Source organism: Yinghuangia sp. YIM S09857, from assembly GCF_051388915.1.
GTDB lineage: Bacteria > Actinomycetota > Actinomycetes > Streptomycetales > Streptomycetaceae > Yinghuangia.
Window position 1 is genome coordinate 149926 of sequence record NZ_JBPKBH010000008.1, and the last position, 24337, is coordinate 174262.

Annotated in this window: 21 protein-coding genes and 1 pseudogene; 4 read left to right on the plus strand and 18 right to left on the minus strand. The window is 71.0% G+C overall.

What is annotated here, in order from left to right:
- The first annotated feature begins 14 nt into the window (after window positions 1-14).
- Window positions 15-893: an AMP-binding protein gene (locus ACRX5S_RS19160; RefSeq protein WP_436774202.1), complete on the plus strand. Its 879-nt coding sequence runs from the start codon at window positions 15-17 to the stop codon at window positions 891-893.
- On the opposite strand, the gene ACRX5S_RS19165 is transcribed toward ACRX5S_RS19160, so the two are convergent.
- Together ACRX5S_RS19165 and ACRX5S_RS19170 are read right to left on the minus strand one after the other, a co-directional pair.
- Window positions 862-1089: a DUF397 domain-containing protein gene (locus tag ACRX5S_RS19165; protein ID WP_436774203.1), complete on the minus strand. Its 228-nt coding sequence runs from the start codon at window positions 1087-1089 to the stop codon at window positions 862-864. The genes ACRX5S_RS19160 and ACRX5S_RS19165 overlap by 32 nt on opposite strands.
- Window positions 1086-1943, minus strand: coding sequence for a DUF5753 domain-containing protein (locus ACRX5S_RS19170; protein WP_436774204.1), 858 nt, complete (start codon window positions 1941-1943; stop codon window positions 1086-1088). The genes ACRX5S_RS19165 and ACRX5S_RS19170 overlap by 4 nt, the downstream gene beginning before the upstream one ends.
- A gap of 178 nt (window positions 1944-2121) precedes the next feature.
- On the opposite strand from ACRX5S_RS19170, the gene ACRX5S_RS19175 reads away from it, so the two are divergent.
- Window positions 2122-2532 (plus strand): ATP-binding protein, encoded by a 411-nt coding sequence (locus tag ACRX5S_RS19175; protein ID WP_436774205.1) that lies wholly within the window; start codon window positions 2122-2124, stop codon window positions 2530-2532.
- A 165-nt stretch (window positions 2533-2697) separates the two neighbouring features.
- Here ACRX5S_RS19175 and ACRX5S_RS19180 read toward each other — a convergent pair whose 3' ends face one another.
- Window positions 2698-5226 (minus strand): ATP-dependent Clp protease ATP-binding subunit, encoded by a 2529-nt coding sequence (locus ACRX5S_RS19180; RefSeq protein WP_436774206.1) that lies wholly within the window; start codon window positions 5224-5226, stop codon window positions 2698-2700.
- A gap of 503 nt (window positions 5227-5729) precedes the next feature.
- Here ACRX5S_RS19180 and ACRX5S_RS19185 point away from each other — a divergent pair.
- The gene (locus tag ACRX5S_RS19185) at window positions 5730-6521 is read left to right on the plus strand and encodes a bifunctional DNA primase/polymerase (RefSeq protein ID WP_436774207.1); all 792 of its coding nucleotides are present in this window, start codon (window positions 5730-5732) and stop codon (window positions 6519-6521) included.
- A 147-nt stretch (window positions 6522-6668) separates the two neighbouring features.
- Here ACRX5S_RS19185 and ACRX5S_RS19190 read toward each other — a convergent pair whose 3' ends face one another.
- From ACRX5S_RS19190 to ACRX5S_RS19205, 4 genes are all read right to left on the minus strand, one after another.
- The gene (locus tag ACRX5S_RS19190; protein ID WP_436774208.1) at window positions 6669-7010 is read right to left on the minus strand and encodes a histone-like nucleoid-structuring protein Lsr2; all 342 of its coding nucleotides are present in this window, start codon (window positions 7008-7010) and stop codon (window positions 6669-6671) included.
- A gap of 142 nt (window positions 7011-7152) precedes the next feature.
- A complete protein-coding gene (locus ACRX5S_RS19195; RefSeq protein ID WP_436774209.1) occupies window positions 7153-7656 on the minus strand; it encodes an amino-acid N-acetyltransferase in 504 nt (167 codons plus the stop codon).
- 270 nt (window positions 7657-7926) lie between these two features.
- The gene (locus tag ACRX5S_RS19200) at window positions 7927-9378 is read right to left on the minus strand and encodes a hypothetical protein (protein WP_436774210.1); all 1452 of its coding nucleotides are present in this window, start codon (window positions 9376-9378) and stop codon (window positions 7927-7929) included.
- A 160-nt stretch (window positions 9379-9538) separates the two neighbouring features.
- The gene (locus tag ACRX5S_RS19205) at window positions 9539-10039 is read right to left on the minus strand and encodes a BlaI/MecI/CopY family transcriptional regulator (RefSeq protein WP_436774211.1); all 501 of its coding nucleotides are present in this window, start codon (window positions 10037-10039) and stop codon (window positions 9539-9541) included.
- A gap of 494 nt (window positions 10040-10533) precedes the next feature.
- Between ACRX5S_RS19205 and ACRX5S_RS19210 the strand changes: the two genes are divergently transcribed.
- Complete coding sequence (locus tag ACRX5S_RS19210; RefSeq protein WP_436774212.1) at window positions 10534-11568, plus strand: M23 family metallopeptidase; 1035 nt, start codon at window positions 10534-10536, stop codon at window positions 11566-11568.
- Between the two features lie 126 nt (window positions 11569-11694).
- Here the strand turns inward: ACRX5S_RS19210 and ACRX5S_RS19215 are convergent, their stop codons facing one another.
- From ACRX5S_RS19215 to ACRX5S_RS19265, 11 genes and pseudogenes are all read right to left on the minus strand, one after another.
- The gene (locus ACRX5S_RS19215; protein ID WP_436774213.1) at window positions 11695-11841 is read right to left on the minus strand and encodes a hypothetical protein; all 147 of its coding nucleotides are present in this window, start codon (window positions 11839-11841) and stop codon (window positions 11695-11697) included.
- A 4-nt stretch (window positions 11842-11845) separates the two neighbouring features.
- Window positions 11846-13375, minus strand: a complete 1530-nt coding sequence (lysX, locus tag ACRX5S_RS19220) for a bifunctional lysylphosphatidylglycerol synthetase/lysine--tRNA ligase LysX (protein ID WP_436774214.1) — start codon at window positions 13373-13375, stop codon at window positions 11846-11848.
- A 182-nt stretch (window positions 13376-13557) separates the two neighbouring features.
- Complete coding sequence (locus ACRX5S_RS19225) at window positions 13558-15207, minus strand: LAETG motif-containing sortase-dependent surface protein (RefSeq protein ID WP_436774215.1); 1650 nt, start codon at window positions 15205-15207, stop codon at window positions 13558-13560.
- Between the two features lie 135 nt (window positions 15208-15342).
- A complete protein-coding gene (locus tag ACRX5S_RS19230; RefSeq protein ID WP_436774216.1) occupies window positions 15343-16986 on the minus strand; it encodes an LAETG motif-containing sortase-dependent surface protein in 1644 nt (547 codons plus the stop codon).
- 311 nt (window positions 16987-17297) lie between these two features.
- The gene (locus ACRX5S_RS19235) at window positions 17298-17837 is read right to left on the minus strand and encodes a hypothetical protein (protein WP_436774217.1); all 540 of its coding nucleotides are present in this window, start codon (window positions 17835-17837) and stop codon (window positions 17298-17300) included.
- A gap of 604 nt (window positions 17838-18441) precedes the next feature.
- Window positions 18442-19227: a type III pantothenate kinase gene (locus ACRX5S_RS19240; RefSeq protein WP_358350168.1), complete on the minus strand. Its 786-nt coding sequence runs from the start codon at window positions 19225-19227 to the stop codon at window positions 18442-18444.
- 148 nt (window positions 19228-19375) lie between these two features.
- The gene (gene nadC / locus ACRX5S_RS19245; protein ID WP_436774218.1) at window positions 19376-20257 is read right to left on the minus strand and encodes a carboxylating nicotinate-nucleotide diphosphorylase; all 882 of its coding nucleotides are present in this window, start codon (window positions 20255-20257) and stop codon (window positions 19376-19378) included.
- Window positions 20254-21882, minus strand: a complete 1629-nt coding sequence (locus tag ACRX5S_RS19250) for an L-aspartate oxidase (protein WP_436774219.1) — start codon at window positions 21880-21882, stop codon at window positions 20254-20256. The genes nadC and ACRX5S_RS19250 overlap by 4 nt, the downstream gene beginning before the upstream one ends.
- Before the next feature lie 179 nt (window positions 21883-22061).
- Window positions 22062-22457: pseudogene (gene panD, locus ACRX5S_RS19255) on the minus strand (aspartate 1-decarboxylase); the annotation flags it as partial.
- Window positions 22454-23368, minus strand: coding sequence for a pantoate--beta-alanine ligase (panC, locus tag ACRX5S_RS19260; RefSeq protein WP_436774220.1), 915 nt, complete (start codon window positions 23366-23368; stop codon window positions 22454-22456). The gene panC and the pseudogene panD, both read right to left, overlap by 4 nt.
- On the minus strand, window positions 23365-24306 hold the full coding sequence (locus tag ACRX5S_RS19265) for a Rossmann-like and DUF2520 domain-containing protein (RefSeq protein WP_436774221.1): 942 nt from the start codon (window positions 24304-24306) through the stop codon (window positions 23365-23367). The genes panC and ACRX5S_RS19265 overlap by 4 nt, the downstream gene beginning before the upstream one ends.
- Between the last annotated feature and the right edge of the window lie 31 nt (window positions 24307-24337).

A 24337-nucleotide genomic window follows, 5' to 3' on the forward strand; every position in this document is an offset into this window, starting at 1 on the left:
CTACCGTGGGTGCAATGGCCGATCACCCAGGGGTAGTTGACGCCGCGCAGGCGCGGTGGGGCGACGAAACCCTCGACTGCCTGCTGCGAGACCGGGTCGCGGTGCACCCGGACGACCCGGCGGTGGCCGATCCGTCCGACATCCACCTGCTGACCGGGCGCGGCCCGGAGGAGTGGACGTGGAGCCGCCTCGACCAGGAAGTCGACCGGCTCGCCGCGCAGCTGCTGCGGCACGGGGTGGGCAGGGGCGACACCGTGGCCATCCAACTCCCCGCCGGGGTGGAGCTGGTGCAGACCGGGCTGGCCTGCTGGCGGATCGGCGCGACGGCGATGCCGCTGGCGGTGAGCCTGCGGGACCGGACCCTCACGTACCGCGCGCGCCGCGGCGGCGCCCGGACCATGGTCACCAGCACCCGCATAGGCGACTACCGGGCCGCCGAGGTCGCGGTGGCGTTGCCGTGCTTCCCGACCGTCCTTGCGTGGGGGCCCGAAGTGCCCGACGGCGCGGTCGACTTGGACGCCGCCGCGCCGACCCCGGACGAGCCCGCCGCCTATCTGTCCCAGGTGCGCGTACGGCCGGACGATCGGGCCGCACTGCTGTGGACCGCCTGCGACGGCGAACTTCCGTACCGGCACCGGGATCTGCGGGACGCGGGGAGCGAGGTCACCGGGGCCACGCTCACCAACACGCCGGGCCCGACCTGCCCGACCGACTTCCCCGGGGTCGTGGCGCCGTGGCTGCGGAGCGGCTGCCGCCTGGTCCACCCGGAGACGGTTCGCCCGGAGACGGCTCACCCGGCTCACCCGGCTCGACCGAATCACCCGCAAGTGGGAACGGCGGCAACACCGGAGACACCGGGGCTCACAGGAAGCGGTCGAACTCCCCGGCCTTGACGCCCGCGATGAACGCCGCGAGTTCCTCGCGGGTGTAGCACAGCGCCGGACGGCCGGTGTCCTGGGAATCCCGCATCGCGATCCCTCCGTCGATCGCGGCGAGTTCGACGCAGCAGCCGTTCTGGTCGGCGGAGAAGGTCGACTTGACCCACAGTGCGTCGGTCATGTCGGCCAGGTAGAGCGAGGACTTGTTCATGAAATGCTTTCTGCTCGTGCGCGGAGCAGCGCGACCGTGTCGTCCGGCGCCAGAGCCGACCCCTCGATCAGTCGAAACAGGCGGTCGTAGCGCTGGACTTCGCGCCGTGAATCACGCGGGATCATACCTCCGATGCCCTCCATGAACGCCACGTCCGGATCCGCCGAATCGGCGAATCCGAGCAGCACGAATCCGTTGGCATAGGCGGCTCTCCGCGGCCCGTTGAACGGCACGACCTGAAAGGTGACGTTCGGGAGTTCGGCCATCTCCGCGAGGTGCCGCAGCTGCGCCCGCATCACCTCGGGACCGCCGGTGTCGATGTGCAGCGCGGCCTCCGTGACGATGCCGTGATAGCCCAGCAGGGAGTCGTCGACCAGCCTGCGCTGGCGGCCCCGGCGTACCGCGACAAGGCTTTCGATCTGGTCGCGGCCCAGCGCGTGCAGGCCGGTCTCCATCACCGCGGTCATGTATTCGGCGATCTGGAGCATCCCCGGGATCACCATCGGCTGGTACTCGCGCTCCAGGACCGCGTCGTCCTCCAGCGCGACGAACTCGGCCAGGTGCGCATTCATCACATCGGAGTACTCGCGCCACCAATGCCGGGGCCGCTTACCGACGATCAACTGCTCCAGTTCGAACTGCTGTTGGGGCGGCACGTCGTACAGGCGGCACAAGGTCACCAGATCGTGCGGGCTGACGTAGGCGCGCGCCAACTCCATTCGGCTGATTTTGCTGACGTCGCCCTTGATCGCCGCGGCCGCGGCATTCCTGGAGATCTCGCGTTCCTCGCGCAGCCGACGCAACTCCTGACCGAGGCGCTTGCGCTTCAGGGTGTGCTGAGAGTCCGTCGCCATCGCAACTCGCCTTCCCCGAGGACGATTCATGATTCTTGTGCGACTTTTCCGCGCCTACTTGCATGTGCAGTTTCATGAGTGCTTCACTCATCTTGGCTACACACCGCTGTTGAGTCAACACCAAGAGCGACGATCACCGCGATGCCGAAGTCGCACCGCGCGGCCCCCAGGGAGAGCTGTGCACGCCACCGCCGCGTATTCGGAGCCCGTCTACATCGTGCGGCTGCCTTCCCTTCCGAGCTCCGTCGCCACCGCGCGCGAGCATGTGGAGGGGCTGTGCCACAAATTCGGCGTGGACAGCTTCGCGCCGGTCCAGGTGGTGTCCGAACTCGCCGGCAACGCCGTCGAACACGCCGGCATGTGCGGTGGGATAGAGGTCTGGGTCTCCGTCGACCCCGGCTACCTGTGGATCGAAGTCGTTGACTTCGCCCCGGAGTTCGTGCCCGACCTCGACCAGGTGCGGGACCCCGGCGAGGAGCGCGAGCGCGGCCGCGGCCTGCTCATCGCGCGCACCCTCGCCGAACGCGTCGAGGCCCTGGTGCTCGGCGACCGCAAGGCGCTGTGCGCCTGCTTCCCGGTTCCGGTCTGAGCCCTCCGCGGACCGGCCCGGACAAGGGGGAGCGTCCTCAACATCCCGTCGGACGGCCCCGCGGGCCCGGCGGGACCTCGAAGACAGGGCCCAGGCGAAGGGCCGCCCCCGGTTTCCCGGGGGCGGCCCTTCGTCAGTCGCGCGGCGAGCGCGGAGCGGTCGGCGTCAGGACGCCTCGCCCTTGGTCAGGTCCGGGCCGGAGCCCGCGGCCTCGACCGGCGGGACGTCCGGCAGCGCGGCCTTCTCCTCGCCGACGAACGTGAACTTCTCGTCCTCGCCGTCGCCTTCGGTGCCGACCACCACGATCGAACCGGGCCGCAGCTCCGCGTACAGGATCTTCTCGGACAGGGTGTCCTCGATCTCCCGCTGGATCGTGCGCCGCAGCGGACGCGCGCCCAGGAGCGGGTCGTAGCCCTTCTTCGCGAGCAGCTTCTTGGCCGCCGGGGTGAGCTCCAGGCCCATGTCCCGGTCCTTCAGCCGCTCGTCCACCTTGGCGATCATGAGGTCGACGATCTGGATGATGTCGTCCTCGGACAGCTGGTGGAACACGATCGTGTCGTCGACACGGTTCAGGAACTCGGGGCGGAAGTGCTGCTTCAGCTCCTCGTTGACCTTCGCCTTCATCCGGTCGTACCCGGTCTTGACGTCCGAGTTGCCGGTGAAGCCGAGGCCGAAGCCCTTCGAGATGTCCCGGGTGCCGAGGTTGGTCGTCATGATGATGACGGTGTTCTTGAAGTCGACGACCCGACCCTGGGAGTCGGTCAGGCGACCGTCCTCCAGGATCTGGAGCAGCGAGTTGAAGATGTCCGGGTGCGCCTTCTCGACCTCGTCGAACAGCACGACCGAGAACGGCTTGCGGCGCACCTTCTCGGTGAGCTGGCCGCCCTCCTCGTAGCCGACGTAGCCGGGAGGCGAGCCGAACAGCCGCGACACGGTGTGCTTCTCGGAGAACTCCGACATGTCGAGCTGGATCAGCGCGTCCTCGTCCCCGAACAGGAACTCGGCGAGCGTCTTGGACAGCTCGGTCTTACCGACACCGGACGGGCCCGCGAAGATGAACGAGCCACCCGGGCGCTTCGGGTCCTTCAGACCGGCACGGGTACGGCGGATCGCCTGGGAGAGCGCCTTGATGGCGTCCTTCTGGCCGATGACCCGCTTGTGCAGCTCGTCCTCCATGCGGAGCAGACGGGCCGACTCCTCCTCGGTGAGCTTGAACACCGGGATACCGGTCGCCGTGGACAGCACTTCGGCGATCAGCTCTTCGTCGACCTCGGCGACGACGTCCATGTCGCCGGCCTTCCACTCCTTCTCGCGCTTCGCCTTGTCGGCAAGGAGGGTCTTCTCCTTGTCGCGCAGCGAGGCCGCCTTCTCGAAGTCCTGCGCGTCGATCGCGGACTCCTTCTCGCGGCGCACGTTCGCGATCTTCTCGTCGAACTCGCGCAGGTCCGGCGGCGCGGTCATGCGGCGGATGCGCATGCGCGAGCCGGCCTCGTCGATGAGGTCGATCGCCTTGTCCGGCAGGAACCGGTCCGAGATGTACCGGTCCGCCAGGGTCGCGGCGGCCACCAGCGCGGCGTCGGTGATCGAGACGCGGTGGTGCGCCTCGTACCGGTCGCGCAGACCCTTGAGGATCTCGATGGTGTGCGACAGCGACGGCTCCGCGACCTGGATCGGCTGGAAGCGGCGCTCCAGGGCCGCGTCCTTCTCCAGGTGCTTGCGGTACTCGTCGAGCGTCGTGGCGCCGATCGTCTGGAGCTCGCCGCGGGCCAGCATCGGCTTGAGGATGCTGGCGGCGTCGATCGCGCCCTCGGCGGCGCCCGCACCGACGAGCGTGTGCAGCTCGTCGATGAACAGGATGATGTCGCCGCGCGTGCGGATCTCCTTGAGCACCTTCTTCAGACGCTCCTCGAAGTCACCGCGGTAGCGCGAACCGGCCACCAGGGCGCCGAGGTCGAGGGTGTAGAGCTGCTTGTCCTTCAGCGTCTCCGGGACCTCGCCCTTGACGATCGCCTGGGCCAGGCCCTCGACGACCGCGGTCTTGCCGACGCCGGGCTCGCCGATCAGCACCGGGTTGTTCTTGGTGCGGCGGGACAGCACCTGCATGACCCGCTCGATCTCCTTCTCACGCCCGATGACCGGGTCGAGCTTGCCCTCGCGGGCAGCCTGCGTGAGGTTGCGGCCGAACTGGTCCAGCACGAGCGAGGTGGACGGCGTGCCCTCCTGCCCGGCGCCGCCCGGGGAGGCGGTCTTCTCACCCGAGTAGCCGGACAGCAGCTGGATGACCTGCTGCCGCACCCGGTTCAGATCCGCGCCCAGCTTGACCAGGACCTGGGCCGCGACGCCCTCGCCCTCGCGGATCAGGCCCAACAGGATGTGCTCGGTGCCGATGTAGTTGTGGCCGAGCTGAAGCGCCTCGCGCAGCGAGAGCTCCAGGACCTTCTTGGCACGGGGAGTGAAGGGGATGTGCCCGGACGGGGCCTGCTGGCCCTGGCCGATGATCTCCTCCACCTGCTGACGGACCGCCTCAAGCGAAATGCCGAGGCTCTCCAGCGCCTTCGCGGCCACGCCCTCACCCTCGTGGATGAGGCCGAGGAGGATGTGCTCGGTCCCGATGTAGTTGTGGTTGAGCATCCTGGCCTCCTCCTGAGCCAGGACGACAACCCGCCGCGCGCGGTCGGTGAACCTCTCGAACATCGTTATCGCTCCTCAGAGCGGTCGTGCAGTTCGGGGACGGTCCCCTCCCTGTCCTTCCGCATGCTAGTCCCGCACGCGGGACCGCTCACTTCGTCCACATGGACGTGCGACCCACGTGTTGCGGGCCGCTCCGGACACCTAGTCAAACCTGATAGTGCGGGGCAGTGTTCCCCCGAACCAAGCGGAGTGACCGATTGCGAGTACGCCAGAAGCGAACGCGGCGCTTCGAGGGCCGCTCCGGCGGCCCGGTCCCCGCGGACCGCGCCCCCTTTGTGCCTCGCCCCACATCGCACAAGCGCCCCCTCGATCGCGGTCCTGCCCGGCTCATACCCACGGCGTTGCCGGGCATACGCCCGCCGACCGCCATACGGCACAAGGAAGTCCGCAGGTGGCGCGGCTTCCCGCGGGCGACCCGCACCGCGGATTACAGTAGGCCCGTGCACGTAGCGCAATCGATCAATCACCTCTCGTAACCGGCGCCCACTCCCGGAGTTGAACACGCTATGACAGCGACACTCCTTTTCGCCCGTCGCTCGGCGGCGATGCTCCCCGGGCCGCAGGACGAGGCGCTGTGGTACGCCCGCGCCCTCGGCTGGCCGGTCCTGCCCGAAACGGCGGACGAAGGGGGTGGCACGGACACCGGGAACCCGGGCGACAGAGGCGGATCGGAACCGGCCGGGCCGGGGACACGAGCCGCACCGAGCATGCCTGCCGAGCTCGGTGACCTGGGCGGGGCGGGCGCGAGCCGCGGTGACGGCACGACCGACCCCGGCGTGATCCTTCGCTGGTGGGGTGCCTCGCCGCGACGGGCGGTGCGGCTGGCCACGGGGGTGCATTTCGACGTACTCGACGTCCCTGGCGCCGCCGGGACGCGGGCGCTGCACCGGGCCGAACGCCTGGGCCTGCCGCTCGGGCCGGTCGCGGCGACGGCGTCCGGGCGCGTGCAGTTCTTCGTCGCGCCGGGCGTCGCGGAGGACCTGCCCGCGCTGCTGGACTGGCTGGACTGGTCGGATCTCGGCCTGGACCTGCGCGCGTTCGGCGCGGGCGACTCCGTACCGGCGCCGTCGCCGTGGCCGGCCACCTGGCTGGCGCCGTGGCCCCGGGCCTGGGAGTCGGCCCGCTGGCTGCGTCCGCCCGCGGCGTCACGGCTGCGCTGTGCGGCCGGGGCGAGGGCGGAGGCACTGATGACCGTGGACGTGCGCTTCCCGGACGTCACGCGGCTGCTGAGCGGCCTCGCCGACGCATGCCAGCAGGTCCGGCTGCTCCCCCGGCAGCGCCGCGGCCACGACGGCTGATCCGGCGCCCGCAGTGGGCCCGAGGCGGGCCCGCAGTCGACTTGCGCATTATTTCCACAAAAGGGACATAGAACATAAATCAGCAAAGGGCGGTCCCGTCCCTTCCGCGCCGAAGCGGGAAACGACGGGACCGCCCTGTGTCGTCGATCAGGCGTGAGCCTTGTCGTACGCCTCGCGGATGTTCGCGGGCACGCGACCGCGCTCGCTCACCTCATACCCGTTGTCCCTCGCCCACTGACGCACGAGCGCCGTGTCCGCCGCACCCGTACCGGCCGACTTGGCCGTCCCCCGCGCGGCCCGGCGACCGACCCGGCCACCGGTCTTGCGTGCCACCTGTACATACGTGGCCAGAGCGTTGCGGAGCTCGCCCGCATTCGCTTCGCTGAGGTCGATCTCGTACGAGACACCGTCGAGGGCGAACGTCACCGTCTCGTCGGCCTTCCCGCCGTCGAGGTCGTCCACGAGAAGAATCTGGACCTTCTGTGCCACCGGTTTCCCTTTCATCGGGAGGGATCGCCACCAACCATGAAAAGGAAACCGCTTTTCCCGGAAAAATTCAAACCCGGGGAAGCGGAACCGAACGCCCCGGCAATGCGTTTGACTGTGGATAGACGGCCGATCGGTGCACGCGCTACAGGTGAAGGAGCATCCGCGTGTTGCCGAGGGTGTTGGGCTTCACGCGTTCCAGGTCCAGAAACTCCGCGACGCCTTCGTCATACGAACGAAGTAGTTCGCGGTAGACCTCCGGATCCACCGGTGTGGCCTCGATCTCCACGAAGCCGTGCCGTGCGAAGAAGTCCACCTCGAAGGTCAGGCAGAATATCCGGCGCACGCCGAGCCAACGCGCCGTCTCCAACAACTTGGCGAGCAGTCGGTGGCCCACTCCGTGGCCCCGGCAGGACGTGTCGACGGCGAGAGTGCGTACCTCGGCAAGGTCCTCCCACAGGACGTGCAACGCGCCGCAGGCGACGACGAGCCCGTCCCCGTCGCGTTCGGCGACCCAGAACTCCTGAACGTCCTCAAACAGTGTCACAGTCGGTTTGTCGAGGAGGATGCGCTTGCCCGCGTAGTCGTCCACCAGCCGTCGAATGGCCGCGACATCCGAGGTTCTGGCCCGGCGGATCGTGACTTCCATGACGTGAAGGTATCGCGATCACGCGAGCCGGTCGCGGGCGCCCCGGCAGCCCCTGGGAACACCGTGCGAACACCCGGCGCCGGGGGCCCGGAATGCGGACACAACCTTTGCCGACAACTCGCCGACATGCCCGCCCGACAACTGGTGGGTATCCAGTCGGCGGACATTAGCGCGGCATCGGAACGGACTCCGGAATCACCCCATTCGGGGTTGTTGAGAGGTGGCTCCGCGGCATCGCGCGGGTTCCCGGCCGGTGCCCGGGAACGCGCGTCAACGTGCCGAGATACGGGTGCTCGTGCAGGCCGAGTCGGGATCGTCGGGGCACGGGCCGGTGACGGCCGGCGCGGGATCGGACGACGCCACGAAATCCGAACGCGCGGCCATGACGGTCCCGGCGGCGGGATCCGGTACGCGGACGGCCAGCGTCAGCGTGGCCCGCCCACCGGCGGCGATGCGGCCGGTCTGCCAGACGCCCGTACCCACGTCGTACGTGCCCTGCGACAACGCGCCCCACAGCAGCGGCGCTCCGGCCGGGAGGCTGTTGCGGATGCTCGCGAACAGCGCGGCGGCGTCGCCCGAGTCGGCGACGGTGACGGTGTGCGTAACCGTCTGGCCGGGCCGGGCGTCGGTCGTGTCGACGGCCCGGGCGAGGGTGAGGCGCGGCGTGCCGAAGCGGAGCTCGGCACAGGCGGAGGCCGCGTCGTCGGCGCAGCGCTGGGCGGGCGGGACCTCAACCTCGGATGTGGGGGCGGGCGGGGGTGGCGGTGGAGGCTTCGGGGTGGGGGTGGGAACGGGGGTCGGCGGAGGCGGGGTGCGGGTCGGGGACGGGGTCGGCTCGGGCGCGGCGGTGGTGGTCGGAGGCGCTGGCGGCTTGGTGGGGGGCGGGGTCGGCGAAGGCGGCGCGGATGTGGGGGTCGGCTTGGCGGTCTGGGGCGGCGAGGGCTTGGGGGTCGCACTCGGGGGCGCCGGCGACTTCGTGCCGGCGGTTGGCGTGGGCTTCGTGGCCGGCGTGCCCTGCGTCGTTGGTGACGGCGACGCGGCCTTGGGCGGCTCCGTGGACGCTGCGCCCGGCATCGTCGGCGTGACCGGCTTGCCGGACGGGGACGGCTTGGCGGACGTCGTCGGGTCGGCGGGCCCGCTCGGTTTGTTCGGATTGGTCGCCTTGGTCTGCTCAATCGGCTTGGTCGGCTTTGGCGATCCGGTGGCCGCGCTCGCCGACGCGAAGGGCGACGGGGTGCCCGAAGGCGCCACGGCGCGTGCGCGTGTCCGAGGGGACGTGACCGACACCCGTACGCTCTCCACCGCACCGCCCGACTTCGCCGCGGCCTGGACCCGCCACAGCAGAACGGCCTCGCTGCGTCCCGGCGCGGTGGGCACCGTCCAGACGCCCGAGGGCGCGTCGAAGCCGCCGCGCGACGGGTCCGCGCCGACCGTGCGCAGGCCGCCGGTCAACCGCCCCGCCACGGTGACCTGTTCGCCTGGCTCGGTGTCGGTCATGGTGAGGCGTACGACGGCCGTCAGCGTCTCGCCGTCGGCGGCGACCGGCGTGCCGAGCGTGAGGTCGAGCGCGAAGTGCGGACGTACGTCCCGCCCGGCGGCCACCGCGAGTTGGACCGCGACCAGGGCGGCGGCGGTGGCCAGCGCGGTGAGCGCCGGCAGGAGCACGCGCCGCAGGCGGATGCGCGAGCGGCCCCGGGCATGGGTCGGCCGGTTCCGGGTCACGTGGCGCCCACCTCACTCCGTTCGGCGCATCACCTGTCCGATTAACGGACATTTCACCCCTTCAAAAGGTGATCGCATTCCACGGAACGGGCGGGGACAACACTCCGAATTCCCGGCGATTTCACCCGCGTGGGCCACGCGCCGATCGGCCGACAGAGCTTCAGCCGAGGTCGGGATCGAGGTCGGCGTCGGTGTCGGTGTCGAGGTCGGCGTCGAAGCCGACGCCGTCAGCGGGGCTGGCGTCGTCAGCGAGGCCGGGAGCGGGGTCCGGGGCGGCCGGGTCGTCCTCGTTCGGCACCGGTTCCTCCGGAAGCGCCACCCGGAGCGCGTCCCGAAGTGCGTCCAACTGCTCGGGACTCATGCCTTCCACAAAATGCACCAATGCCCCCGCGCGCCCTCCGCCGGAAAGCCAGTCCTCGCGCATGAGGCCCGCGGTATGCGCTTCACGGGAAAGCACGGGTTCGTAGCGGTACGCCCGGCCGTCGAGGCCCCGGCGTACCGCGCCCTTGCGAAAGAGGTTGTCGAGAACCGTCATCACCGTCGTATAGGCGAGGTCCCGTTCCGGCAGCAGGGCGTCGCGGACGTCGCGTACCGCCATGGGTTCATGGACCGCCCACAGGCGGAGCATCACCTGCTCCTCAAGTTCTCCGAAGCGGGGCATGCGCGGCCCTTCCGGTCGGAAATTCGCGGGCATTGCCGGGTTTAGCCGTCATCAAACCTGTGGATTTTGTGATCTGAAACACAGGAGTTTCAGCGCGCCCTACGGCCCATAGTAGTTCCGCCGGGCGGCAAATCCGGCATATCGCCCATTGGCCGGAGCGGACTACGACGGTGCGTCGTAGTGAGCGTCCGGTGACAGGTTGGCTTCGCGGTCGACCGGTCTGTTACCACTGTTGAGCCGGTCCCCAGCCGGGTCCCGCCGCCGAGGCGGACCCCGCGCACCCCAGCGCCAGAGCTTCGGGCCGGCGGATTCGTACGAGGACGTCCGAGTCCGCGTCCCGCTCCGCAGCGAGCCGCGCCGCACCGACGCCGCGCCGCCCGCAGCCGCCCACGCACCGGCCCGTACGGCCGTCGCCCGGGCGCGCCCGATTCCCATCCGGCGGCCTTGCCGCACGGGGGGCGCGAGCACGCCGTCGAACACCCCGAGGTACCCCCGTGCAGAACCCCACCGATAACTCCCGCACGCCCGCGAGCCGCGCCGACCGTCTGCGCGCGCGGCGTCCGACCCGGCCCGCCCTCATGGTCGCCGGGATCGCCGCGCTGGCCACGGCCACCGGCGTGGGCATCGCCTCGGGCGCCCCGGCCGCGGACGACTCGCACACCGCGGCGGTGGCCGTCGCCGCCGCGGGTACGCCCGGCGCCGCAACCGGCACCGGCGCGGACGCGCTCGCCGCCCGGACCGCAGACGACCGCGGGGACGCGGCCGCTGCCCGCGGCACGGCACGCGAGGCGCCGGTGTCCGCGGAATCCGCGTCGTCCGGCGCGTCCGGCGCGTCCGGCTCCGCCAAGCGCTCCGGCGGGACCGCGGTGTCCGACGTCCTGGCCGCCAAGCAGCACGCCGAGGCCCGCGAGGTGTTCGCCGCAGCCGAGCAGAAGGCGGCCGCGGAGGCCGCCGAGCGGGCGCGCGTCGAGGCCGAGCAGCAGGCGGCCGCCGCTGCGGCAGCCGCCGCCCAGGCCCAGGCCGCCGCCCAAGCCGCGGCTGCTCAGGCCGCCGCCCAAGCCGCCGCGGCCCAGCCCGCCAAGGCCCCCGCACCCGCCGCGGCCCCGGCTGCCGCCGCCATCTCCGACTCCGACTACGTCCGCCCCGTCGCGGGCGCCGGCCACGGCAGCTATGGCCGCTCCGGCTCGCTCTGGTCGCACGGCCACACCGGCGAGGACTTCTCGGCGGGGATGGGCAGTTCGGTCAAGGCCGTGACGTCCGGCACCGTCGTGAAGGCGGGTTGGGGCGGTGCGTACGGCAACGAAATCGTCATCAGGCACCCGGACGGCAAGTACACGCAGTACGGGCACCTCTCCAAGTTCTCCGTCAAGGCGGGCCAGAAGGTGGCCACCGGGCAGCAGATCGCCCTGTCCGGCTCGACCGGCAACTCGACCGGCCCGCACCTGCACTTCGAGGTGCGCACCGGCCCGAACTACGGCTCGGACGTCAACCCGATCGCGTACCTGCGCGCCAAGGGCGTCGCCATCTGATGCCGCCGCGGCTCCCGACGTACACCTGACACCCAGTCAGAACAACAACTGAGGGCCGGAGTTCCCCAGGAGCTCTGGCCCTCGGCCGTTACCAGGCCACACGCGTCATCGGCGTCAGCCCGTCCGTCACTCGCCCCCGCCCGAATCGCCGGAATCCGCACCCGCGTCACTGCGCGAGCGCCGCGGGTCGGTCCCCCGGAAAATCGTGATCATCACGCCGACGAACATCGCGCAGACGACGGCGGACGGGATCAGGGCAGCGGCTACGTCCATGTGACTACTCCGGCTTCACGAGCGGGAAGAGGATGGTTTCGCGGATGTTCCGCTCGGTGAAGGCCATCACCATGCGGTCGATACCGAGGCCGAGGCCGCCGCTGGGCGGCATCGCGTATTCGAGCGCGCGCAGGAAGTCCTCGTCGAGCTGCATCGCCTCGGCGTCCCCGCCGGCGGCCAGCAGCGACTGCTCGGTGAGGCGCTTGCGCTGCTCGACCGGGTCGACGAGCTCGGAGTACGCGGTGCCGAGCTCCATGCCGAAGCCGATCAGGTCCCACTTCTCGGCCAGCCCCGGCAGTTCGCGGTGCTGGCGCGTCAGGGGCGAGGTCTCGATCGGGTAGTCGCGTACGAACGTGGGCTGCACGATCGTGTGCTCGACCAGCTCCTCGAACAGCTCCTGCACCAACTTGCCCTGGCCCCACGTCGGATCCCACCCGATGTCGCGCGCGTCCGCCAGCTTGCGGACCTGCTCGATCGGGGTGGCCGGGGTGATCTCCTCGCCCACGGCCTCCGACACCGAGCCGTACACCGTGATCGCGGGCCACTCGCCGGAGATGTCGATCTCCTTGCCGTCCCACGCGAACACGTGCGTGCCGAAGACCTGCTCCGCGGTGTACTGGTACACCGAGCGCGTGACCTCGGCCATCGTGTTGTAGTCGCCGTACGCCTCGTACGCCTCCAACATCGTGAACTCGGGGTTGTGCGTGGAGTCCGCGCCCTCGTTGCGGAAGTTGCGGTTGATCTCGTAGACCCGCTCCGCGCCGCCGACCACGAGCCGCTTGAGGTACAGCTCGGGGGCGATGCGCATGAAGAGGTCCATGTCGTACGCGTTGATGTGCGTCACGAACGGACGGGCGGTCGCGCCGCCGTGCACCGGCTGGAGCATCGGCGTCTCGACCTCAAGGAAGTCACGCGCGTTGAACCACGTGCGCACCGCGCGCACGATCTCGCTGCGGGTGCGCAGCATCTTGCGGGACTCGTCGTTGACGATGAGGTCGACGTACCGCATGCGCACGCGCGCCTCGGGGTCCGTCATGCCCTTGTGCTTGTCCGGCAGCGGACGCAGGCACTTGGCGGTCATGGCCCAGGTGTCCACCATCACCGACAGCTCGCCGCGCTTGGACGTGATGACCTCACCGTGCACGCCGATGTGGTCGCCCAGGTCGACATCGGCCTTCCAGGCCGCGAGCGCCTCGGCACCCGCCTTGTCGAGCGACACCATCACCTGGAGGTCGCCCGTGCCGTCCCGCAGCGTCGCGAAGCACAGCTTCCCGCCGGTCCGCGACAACACCACGCGGCCGGTCAGCCCGACCCGCTTGCCGGTCTGCGTGTCCGGCTCCAGAGCCGGGAACTCCTCGCGCAGTTTCGCCACGGTCGTGGTCCGCGGGAACCCGACCGGGTACGGATCGACCCCCTCCCCCCGCATCCGCTCAAGCTTCTCGCGGCGCACCCGCATCTGCTCGGGAAGGTCATCGGCCTGCACGGAGTTCGGCTCAGTCGTCGGCGCAACGTTGGCCTGGGCGTTCTCGGTCACCAGGCAAGGCTACCCGCGCCCCTCCCCGACCCCGTACCCGAATACCTCCCGCACGGTCAAGACACGGCTCACCGACGCCCGCACCCATACGAAAGGGGCGGGCCCCGAAGGCCCCGCCCCTTTGCCGGCCAACCGACCGATCAGCCGTCACGCACTCATGCGCGGCTCACCGCACAACCCGATCACGCCGCGGCGGCCCCACCCCCCTTACGCCGCCGCACAACCACAAACGCCCCCGCCGCCACAACCAGCAGCCCACCCGCAACCCCGGCAATCACCGGCGTCGACGAGGAATCCCCGGTATCCGCCAACTCAGACCCACCGTCCGCAGGCGGCTGCGCGCCGGTGGCGGCACCGCCGGTCGATACGCCCGGGCTCGCGGACGGGCCGGTGCCCGGGGTGCCGGTTCCGCCCGTCGTGCCGCCCGTGGTACCGCCCGGAGCCGTCAGGACCAGCGGGACCGTAATGGTCTGGTTGGCGTTGTTCTTGTCGTACGGAGCCGTCGACATGGTCATCTTGGCGCTCGACCCCGCGGGAACCGACGCCGCGTCCAGCATGACCCTGACCTGCCACGGGTTGGCGGCCGCAAGCGGCAGGTACTCGGTGGTCCAGCACACCAGGAACACGCCGTCACCGGTCCCCAGGGAGCCGTAGGCCGCACCCTTCACCGACGTCCTGCACATCTCGATGCGCCCGTCCACGACTCGGGCACCGGTCGGCAGATCGACCCGCACGAGCGGGCGCGTGTCGGTGTTCTCGTAGACGGCACCCGGCCCGAGGTTCCGCAGGTCGGCCGTGAGCGCCCATTGGCCGGGCGTCCCCGCGTCCACGACGTGGCCGTTGACGAGCGCCAGGTCCGCCGACAGGATCGTCTCCAGGCGGAGTGTGTCGACGTTGTTCCACGGGCTGTTGTCGGGGAGAGCCTTGGCGGTGGGCTGCTGCGCGAGCGCGAAGGCCTTCGACCCGGTGCCGGGGACGTATCCCTGCGACCGTACGAACTCCTCGAACTCCTCTTCGTCGTAGACGTCGACGCCCAGCGAGAACCCGTCGACCGCCACCGCTTCCGGAACCTTGACCTGCACCGGCGTGGCCGCCGTGTAGTTGCCCCCCTTCGTCAGCGGCTGGTCGAGTACGCAGACCATGCCGTAGTCCGAGTAGAGACAGTTCTTGAACTGCTCCTGGAAGCGCCACTGCGCACGGCCGTTGTCGACGCGGAGCACGAACTTTCCCGGGTCCGCCCCGTTGCTGCGGACGGAGAACGGGACGTTCAGCGTGTCACCGCCCTTGAGGCCGGTGACGGGCCCGGGGGCTTCGATGCTCAGGTCGGGACCGCCTGCGCCGACCTCGATCTCCGGCGTCGTCACGCTGACATCCGCGTTGTCGGCCCTCGCGGTGACCTTGACGGTGCCGTGGTCACCCTCGACCGCCGTCTGCTTGGCGTTGATGCGGAACCCGGGCACGTTGGCGTACTGCTCAAGGGTCGGGAACGTACAGGTGATCTTCGTCGACGTGGTCACGCACGGCGTGTCCACCGGGTACGGCTTCTCGAACTCGGCGAAGCCGGCGATTCCGGCGCCGTCGAAGGTCACCACGACGTTCTTCGCCGGGTCACCGGCGGACGTGTACCAGATGTACGGCGAGACCACCGCACCGTTCACCGATCCCCCGCCCGGCGGAGGCAGGGGCAGGCTCACGGACTCCGGCCACACGGAGACCGACAGTTTCGCACGTTCCGCATGTGCCGTACCGGCCAGGCCGACCACGGCAATTGAGCTGGAGACGACAGCGGCCAAGACCACCGCGCCGCGGCGGCTTACGCGTGCAGACTGCATGAAACCTCACTGTCCAGGGGCTTCGGAGAGACCACGCCATCAAAAGCGCCCGTGCCGCCCCGTGACCCGGCGGATCGAGCGGGCCCGAAGCCCCGCCCGATCCGGCGGCCCGTACGCGACGCCGAGCCGTTCCCATCACACCGCGGCGGCGCCGTCACCCTTCCGGCGACGCGCAACCACAAAAGCCCCCGCGGCCACAACCAAGAGCCCACCTGCGACACCGGCAATGAGCGGCGTCGACGACGACCCCCCGGTCTCGGCCAGCTCAGGCCCGTTGTCAGCAGGCGGCTCCCCGCCGGAGGCGGCACCGCCGGTGGTTCCGCCGGTGGTGCCGCCCGCGGGGGGCTTCGTCGGGTTGATGACAAGTTCCGCACGGTTGTTGCCGGGGTTCTTGTCGAGCCTCGCGCTGGTGATCTGGATGCCGCCCTTCGCGTCGGGGACCACCTTGTCGATCTTCAGGTCGAAGGCGAACAGGCCCTTGGAGCCGACCGGGTACGCGAAGTAGTCGCCTTCCCACTGGCACACATACGCGGGACGCCCATTCGCTTCAAGGCCGGGGAAGCGCGGGGTCTTCTGGTCGAGGCCCAGGTCCTTGCCATCCGACAGGCCACAGTTCTCGGGCACCTTGGTAACGGTGGCGCCTTCCGGGATGACCACCTTCACCGAGTAGTCCGCCTCGCCGCCCGAGCGGTCGGTGAAGCGGCCGGGACCGAGGTTCTCGATGCCGATCGTCGCCTGCACGGTGGTGCCGACCGCGCCGGGCACGCCCGCTCCGACTGCGGCCAAGTCGGTCGTAAGGCTGGTGTGGATCGCCAGACCGGCGTAGTTGTTACCGGTGTCGATGTCCTTGGCGATCTTCGCCGAAGTCGAGGCCTTGCGCACGAGCTTCAGCTCCGGTCCGACGCCCGGGGTCCCGTCGGTCGGCGAGGCGGTGGAGAACTCGTCCCAGTCCACCACACCGCCGACCGTGTAGTTCGCGTACGCGCGCGTCGCCGCGGGCATGACCCGGAACTTCTCGGGGGCCGCCAGGGCGTACGTCTCCCCCGGCTGAACGGTGAGGTCGGGGAAGAGGCAGGTGGTACCGGAGCCGTAGAAGTTACCTTCGTCGTACCGGCAGTTGCTGTACCGATTGACGAACTCGGCGCCGTCCATCGTGGACATGCGCAGGAAGATGCCCTTCACACTCCCGTTGCCCACGTTTGTCAGCGACACCGGCATGTCGACGATGTCCCCGGGCTCCGCGCGCACAATCTCCGGAAGCGCACCCGGCACGATGTCGTGCCCGCTGGCGACGGTGATCTCGGTGAACCCGGCGTCGGTGCGGGACTTGCCGTTCGACTGCGTCACGCTCACATAGTCCAACTGACCCTTGGCGCCGGGCTTGGCGTTCTTGGCGCCGCGCAGCTCGACCGGAAGGGTGACCGTCGGACGCCACGTGTCGGGCGGGTGCACGGGCACGGTTCCGACATTGCACGTGACGACGGTCCCGGCGGACTTGCAATAGTCGGGGAATGTGGCGTCGGCGATCCCGGCGAGCTTCTTGGTGTCGAGCGTCACCACGACGTCTTTGCCGTCGGCCGGGCCCTGGCTGTACATCGAGAGATTCAGCGTCCGGGCCTTTGCGGCACCGGTGTCGGGAGCGCTGAGCACCGAGAACTGGTACGGCGCGGAGAACTCCACGAAGTTGTCGTACTCGTCGGCACTCGCACCCGCGGCGGCGGGTCCGACCACGAGCAATGTCGCCGCGGCCGCGCCGAACACGCCGGCGCGTCGAGACATGCGGAACAGGGACATCGGACCTCACGCGTTCGGGGAGGAAGGCAGGTTCGCCAACTGTTGGCGCAGGTATCCGGGAAGCGCTCTGCGCCCCACTACGCGCGCCCCCCGGTCGCCGACCGAGAGCCGTGACGGCCCAGGGCGACTGTTGTGAGCCGTGAGCTTATTGGTGTGGACCTGTCGGGAATCAACCGGCGATGACAACGATTCGGTCACTTCGATCGTCGGCAACTGAACCGTTACAGCAGGTCAGGAACCATGTTGAGCAAACGAATTGATTTGCCGTCAGATTGGACTTTACGGAGCGACCGGGACTACGGGCCGGGTTCCGGTCGAACAGCCGGAGCATCATCGACGGTGAACGTCACCTGGACCGGGACGAGCAGGTCGAGGGGGGCCGGGGAGTCCTCGCGTTCGCGGGCTTTGGCGGCGAGGCGGCGTTCCATGGCTTGTTCGGCGAGGTCGGCGCAGCGGGTCAGGAGGTGCTCGCGGCGGTGTTGTTCGCGGTCGCCGCAGGGGTGGTCCGCCAGGGCGCGGAGGGCGGCGAGGTCTTCGGCGGTGGGGGTGTAGCCGTAGGCGGAGACGGCGTGTTCGAGGCCGCTGAGGTACGTGGCCGCGCTCCCGGGCAGCGCACCGCGCTGGTGTTCCAGTTCGGCGAGGTGGAACGCGCGCAACCGGTGGCGTTCCGCGTCCGCCTCGGCGATGGCCTGGTCCAGCAGCCAGTAGTCCGCCGGCTCCGGGTCCCCCGGCCGCCGCGGGCACTCCGACTTCATCGCCAGCAGCAGCGCCCGCCGCAGCACCCTGACCTCGGACATGGCGAAGGCCAGCCCGTGGTCTCCGTGCGGCGTCGGCATATCTGCACGATACGGGCTGAATCTGCCGATCCGGCGGAAGCCGGCATCGTCCACATCGGCGTATCCGGCACCGAAACAGCGGGCGGGGCGTCCAGACCGACGACACCGACGCGGCGAAGCCGCATCGAAACGCGGCCCAGCATCTGCGGCAGCGGGTATCTGCTGCCGAGCGGGTTGCGAGATCCCCCGTCTCGTCCCGCCGAAAGACACGAAATCGCGTCAACACGGCGGTAGTTCATGTCCCGTTGCTTTGCCGCGCAGCCGTGGGCGTTGTGGGGCGCCGCGAATGGAGCCAGGTCGGTCAGCGACGACCAGAAATGCACCGAATACCAACCTGACTGCACCGATGCCGGAGGGCGCAGGCGGGGAAGATCCAGGTAGACGCGGTGTACAACCGCTCGGGAGTGGCGCGCGAAGGCGTCGTGCGGAACTTGCGGTCCCTGCGCGACGCGTGGGTGGCGGCCGGGTACAACGAGCGGTATCCGGCGCGCCGGGATCGGCAATACGTCGTGGTCGCGGCCGCCGGCGAGGTGTCGGTGCGGGACGCCAAGGTGCGCAGGGGCGGACATCCTGCGTTCTCGGAGGTGGCTCGGCGGGGGCTCGTTCACGCTCCCGCGTTGCGTTCGTAGACCATTCTCAGGCCGATCAGGGTCAGCCATGGTTCGTGGATGTCGATGACGGACGCCTCGCCGAGGACCAGGGTGGCGAGGCCGCCGGTGGCGACGACGGTGACGGACTCGGGGTCGTCGGAGAGTTCCGCCGCCATGCGCTTGACGACGCCGTCGACCTGGCCCGCGAAACCGTACAGAATGCCCGCCTGCATGGCCTCGACGGTGCTCTTGCCGACGACGCTGCGCGGGCGCATCAGCTCGATCTTGCGGAGTTGCGCGCCGCGGGCGCCGAGGGCGTCGACGGAGATCTCGATGCCGGGGGCGATCGCGCCGCCGATGTACTCGCCCTTGGCGCTGACTGCGTCGAAGGTGGTGGCGGTGCCGAAGTCGACGACGATGCAGGGGCCGCCGTACAGCTTGATGGCCGCCAGCGCGTTGATGATGCGGTCGGTGCCGACCTCTTTGGGGTTGTCCATCAGGACGGGGACGCCGGTCTTCACGCCCGGTTCGACGACCACGGCGGGGATGTCGCCGTAGTAGCGGCGGAACATGTCCCGCATCTCGTGGAGGACCGACGGCACGGTCGAGCAGACCGCGATGCCGTCGACGCCGCCCGCGCCGATGAGCGGATGCTGTCCGAGCAGGCCCTGGAGCACGACCGCCAACTCGTCGGCCGTGCGCCGCGCGTCGGTGGAGATGCGCCAGTGCTCGACGATTTCGTCACCGTCGAACAGGCCGAGCACGGTGTGCGTGTTGCCTACGTCGATCGTCAGGAGCATCGTCGCGTGTCCTTGGCTGTGGCGGTGGTCGAGGTCGGGGCGAGGGAGCGGGGGTGGGACGGGGGCGAGGGGTCGGACGGGACCGGTGGGGACTGCCGGGACCCGGGGGGCGGAACTGTGCACAGTACCTCGCGGAGCGGCGGGCGGGTCAGTCGCGGAGGTCCACGCCGATGTCGAGGATCGGCGCGGAGTGGGTGAGCGCGCCCACCGCGAGGTAGTCGACGCCGGTCGCGGCCACCTCGCGGGCGGTATCCAGGGTCAGACCGCCGCTGGATTCCAGGCGCGCGCGGCCCGCGACCAGGGCGACCGCCTCGCGGAGCCGGTACGGGTCCATGTTGTCGAGAAGGATCAGGTCCGCCCCGGCGTCGAGCACCGGCGGGATCTGGTCCAGGCGGTCGACCTCGACCTCGACGGGCACGTCCGGGAAGGCCGAACGCACGGCCCGGAAGGCCTCCGCCACGCCGCCGGCCGCCACCACGTGGTTGTCCTTCACCATCGCGGCGTCCGAGAGCGACATGCGGTGGTTGACGCCGCCGCCGCAGCGCACCGCGTACTTCTCCAGCGCCCGCAGACCCGGCGTCGTCTTGCGGGTGTCGCGGATCGCCGCGCCGGTGCCCGCGACCGCGTCGACCCACTCGCGCGTGAGGGTGGCGATGCCGGAGAGGCGGCACAGCAGGTTGAGGGCCGAACGCTCCGCGGTGAGGAGGTCACGGGTCGCCCCGGTCGCGGTGAACAGGACCTGGCCGTGCGCCACGCGGTCGCCGTCCGCGGCGAAGCGCTCGACGACGACGTCGGCGCCGCACACCGCCTCGACGACCGCTTCGGCGACCGGGATCCCGGCGACGACGCCCGCGGTGCGCGCGGTGAAGTCGGCGTGCCCGCGCGCGTCCGCCGACACGGTCGCGACCGAGGTGACGTCGACGCCGCCGTCCAGGTCCTCGGCGACGGCGGCGCGCACCAGCGCCTCGACCGCGGCCGGGTCCAGACCGGCCTCGGCCAGGCGGGACGTGAGGTCCGGGGTGAGCGTCACGGCTTCTCCTTGGGCTCGTACGTCAGATCGAGGCGGCCGCCGGCCATCGTCGTCACGACGTGCCCCAGCCAGTCCTTGTCGTCGGCGTCCGGGAAGTCCTCGCGCCAGTGGCAGCCGCGCGTCTCCTCGCGGTCGTACGCCGCGGCCGCCAGGGCGCTCGCGACCGTGTGCAGGTTGGTCGCCTCCCACGCCTCCGTGCACGGGTCCGACCCGGCGCGGGCGGCCAGTTCGTCGAGCACGCGCTTGGTCTCGTGCAGGCTCTCGCGGCTGCGCAGCACCCCGGCGCCGTCGGTCATCGCGCGTTGCAGCGGCAGGCGTACGCCCGGGTCCAACAGCGCCGCCTCGCCCACCGGTGCCGCCGGTTCGCGGCGCGGCGGCAGGTCGCGCGCCAGGTCCGCGGCGATCCGCTCGGCGAAGACCAGGCCCTCCAGGAGGGAGTTCGACGCCAGCCGGTTCGCGCCGTGCACGCCGGTGCACGCGACCTCGCCGCACGCGTACAGGCCGGGTACCGAGGTACGCCCGTCCAGGTCGGTGCGCACGCCCCCGCTCGCGTAGTGCGCCGCGGGCGCGACCGGGATCGGCTCGTGGGCCGGTTCGATCCCGTGCGCCCGGCACGCGGCCAGGATCGTCGGGAAGCGCTCGGCCCACATGCGCTCGCCGAAGTGCCGCGCGTCCAGGTACATGTGCTCGGCGCCCGTCTCGGCCATCCGGCGCATGATGCCCTTGGCGACGACGTCGCGCGGGGCCAGTTCGCCCAGCGGGTGACGACCCGTCATGAACCGTGTGCCGTCGGCGTCGACGAGGTGCGCACCCTCGCCGCGCACCGCCTCCGACACGAGCGGCTTCTGCCCTTCCGCGCCGCTGCCGACCCACAGCACCGTCGGGTGGAACTGCACGAACTCCAGGTCGGTCACCTCGGCCCCGGCCCGCAGCGCGAGCGCGACACCGTCGCCGGTCGACACGTGCGGATTGGTGGTGGACGAGAAGACCTGGCCCATCCCGCCCGCGGCCAGGATCACCGCGCGCCCGTGCACGGCGCCCACGCCGTCGCGCGCGCCCTCGCCCATGACGTGCAGGGTGACCCCGCACGCACGCCCCGCGTCGTCCAGCAACAGGTCGAGGACGAGGGCGTGTTCGATGACCTCGATGCCCGCGTCCTGGACGGCGTGCACCAGCGCGCGCGATATCTCCGCACCGGTGGCGTCGCCGCCCGCGTGCGCGATGCGGTTGCGCAGGTGCCCGCCTTCGCGGGTGAGGAGGATCCGGCCCTCGGCGTCGCGGTCGAACTCCGCGCCGACCGACATGAGCCGGCGCACCGCGTCGGGGCCCTCGCTCACCAGGACCCGCACGGCCTCCTCGTCGCACAGGCCGACGCCCGCGACCAGGGTGTCGTGCATGTGCTGCTCGGGGGTGTCGCCCTCGCCGAGCGCGGCGGCGATGCCGCCCTGCGCCCAACGCGTCGAACCCTCGTCGAGGACGGCCTTGGTGACCACCAGGACGCTGCCGACGGCCCGCGCGCGCAGGGCCGCGGTCAGGCCCGCGACCCCGGAGCCGATGACGATGACGTCGGCGTACGTCGTCCAGCCGGGGGCCTGCGCGGCGAGGCGGGTCGGGTACGTGGTCACCGGGTCGCCGCTTCTGGGACCCCCGCGGTCGTGGACGACGCCACGCTCTTCTTCCCCGACTTCCCCGACTTCCCCGACTTGACCGACTTGACCGACTTGCCCGGCTTCCCGGACCCACCCGGCTCGGCGGCCTTCCCCGGCTTCTCCGCCTTGCCGCCCCGCTGCGCCGGCACATCACCGCGCACCAGTTCGCTCCCGGACGGCACCTCCGCCGGGTCGTGCCCCGTCCCCGTGATCCGGTTCGCCCCGTCCACGAAGACCACGCGCGGCTTCATGTCGCGCGCCTCCTCGTCGGTGACCTGCGCGTACGCGATGATGATCACCAGGTCGCCGGTGTGCACCAGCCGCGCCGCGGCGCCGTTGATCCCGATGATGCCGGTGCCGCGCGGGCCCGCGATCGTGTACGTCTCCAGCCGGGCGCCGTTGTCGATGTCGACGATGTGCACCAGTTCGCCGGGCAACAGGTCGGCGGCGTCGAGCAGGTCCTCGTCGATGGTGACCGAGCCGACGTAGTGCAGGTCGGCCTGGGTCACGGTGGCCCGGTGGATCTTGGACTTGAACATCGTGCGCATCATGACCGTGCTCCTGCGATGACCAGGGGGACATTGTCGATCAGACGGGTCGTGCCGACCCGGGCGGCGACGGCGAGGACAGCCGGGCCGGAGTAGTGCTCGGGCACCTCGGTGAAGGTGGCGGGGTCCACCAGCGCGAGGTAGTCGAGTTCGAGGGGCGGGGTCGCCGAGGCGGCCTCCGCGACGACCGCTGACGCGGCGTCATGGACGGCTCTGGCACCCGCACTTACCACCGCCGCCCCGGCCCGCAGGGCGCGGTTGAGGGCGAGCGCGGTGCCGCGGTCGGACGCCGACAGGTAGCGGTTCCGGCTGGACAGCGCCAGGCCGTCGGGCTCCCGGACGGTGGGGACGCCGACCACGGTCACCCGCAGGTTCAGGTCGGCGGCCATGCGCCGGATGAGCGCGAGCTGCTGCGCGTCCTTCTCCCCGAAGAACGCGGTGTGCCGTCCGGCGTCCGGTGCCGTCAGGTTCATCAGCTTGGCGACGACGGTCAGCATGCCGTCGAAGTGCCCGGGCCGGGACGCCCCTTCGAGGACGCCGCCCATCGGCCCCGCCGACACGCGCACCTGCGGCTCGCCGTTCGGGTAGACCTCGTCGACCGACGGCGCGAACACGATGTCGGCGCCCGCCTCGCGGGCCACCTCCACATCGGCGTCCAGCGTGCGCGGGTAGCGTCCGAAGTCCTCGTTGGCCCCGAACTGGAGCGGGTTGACGAACACCGTCACGACGACGACGCCGGACTCGCCGACCTCCTTGCGCGCCGCCCGGATCAGCGCCGCGTGCCCGTCGTGCAGCGCGCCCATGGTCATGACCACCGCCCGCGCGTTGTCGGGCGTCGCGAAGTCGGCGCCCTGCCCGCGCAGTTCGCCGTGGGTGCGGACCAGGCGGACCCGGCGTTCCCGGTGGAGCGTCACGACGCGCCCCCTTCGGCCAGCACGTCCAACAGCGCCTCGGCCGACTCGGGCTTGAGCAGCCCGGCGGTCAGCGCGCGGTCGGCGGTCAGGCGGGCCATGGCGATGTACGCGGCGAGCGCCTCCGGGGCGACCCGGCGCAGTTCGGCGACGTGCGCCGCCACCGTGCCCGCATCGCCTCGCGCGACCGGACCGGTCAGCGCGAGATCGCCGGAGCGCAGCGCGTTGTCGAGGGCCGCGCCGAGCAGCGGGCCGAGCATGCGGTCGGGCGCGCGTACGCCCGCCGCCGCGAGCAGGTCGCGGGACTGGGCGACCAGCGTGACCAGGTGGTTCGCCCCGTTGGCGAGGGCCACGTGGTAGAGCGGGCGGGCGGCTTCGTCGATCCACTCGGGTTCGCCGCCCATCTCCACCACCAGCGCCTCGGCGACCGGCCGCAGCACCTCGGGGGCGGTCACCCCGAACGAGCAGCCGACCAGCCGCTGCACGTCGACGGAGGTCCCCGTGAAGGTCATGACCGGGTGCAGCGCGAGCGGCAACGCCCCGGCACGCGCGGCCTCTTCGAGCACCGAGACGCCGAAGCGCCCGGAGGTGTGCACGAGCAGTTGGCCGGGCTTGAGCGCGCCGGTGGACGCGAGCCCCGACACGAGGTCCAGGAGCGCGTCGTCGGGGACGGTGAGCAGGACGAGGTCGGCACGCGCGATGACGTCCTGCGGCGTGGTGAGGGGGACGTCCGGCAGCAGGTCCTCGGCACGGCGCCGGGAGGCGTCCGAGACGCCGGACGCGGCCACCACGTGGTGGCCGGCAAGGGCGAGCGCGGCGGCGAGGGGTGCGCCGACGCGCCCCGCGCCGACGACACCGACCGCCAGGCGGGCGGGTCGGTCCGCGGGGTCCGCGGGGCGGGGGCGCCGTTGGGGTACGGCGAGGGGGTCGTTGTCGTTCACGATGGCCTTCCGTTCCAGTCCGCGGTGGGTA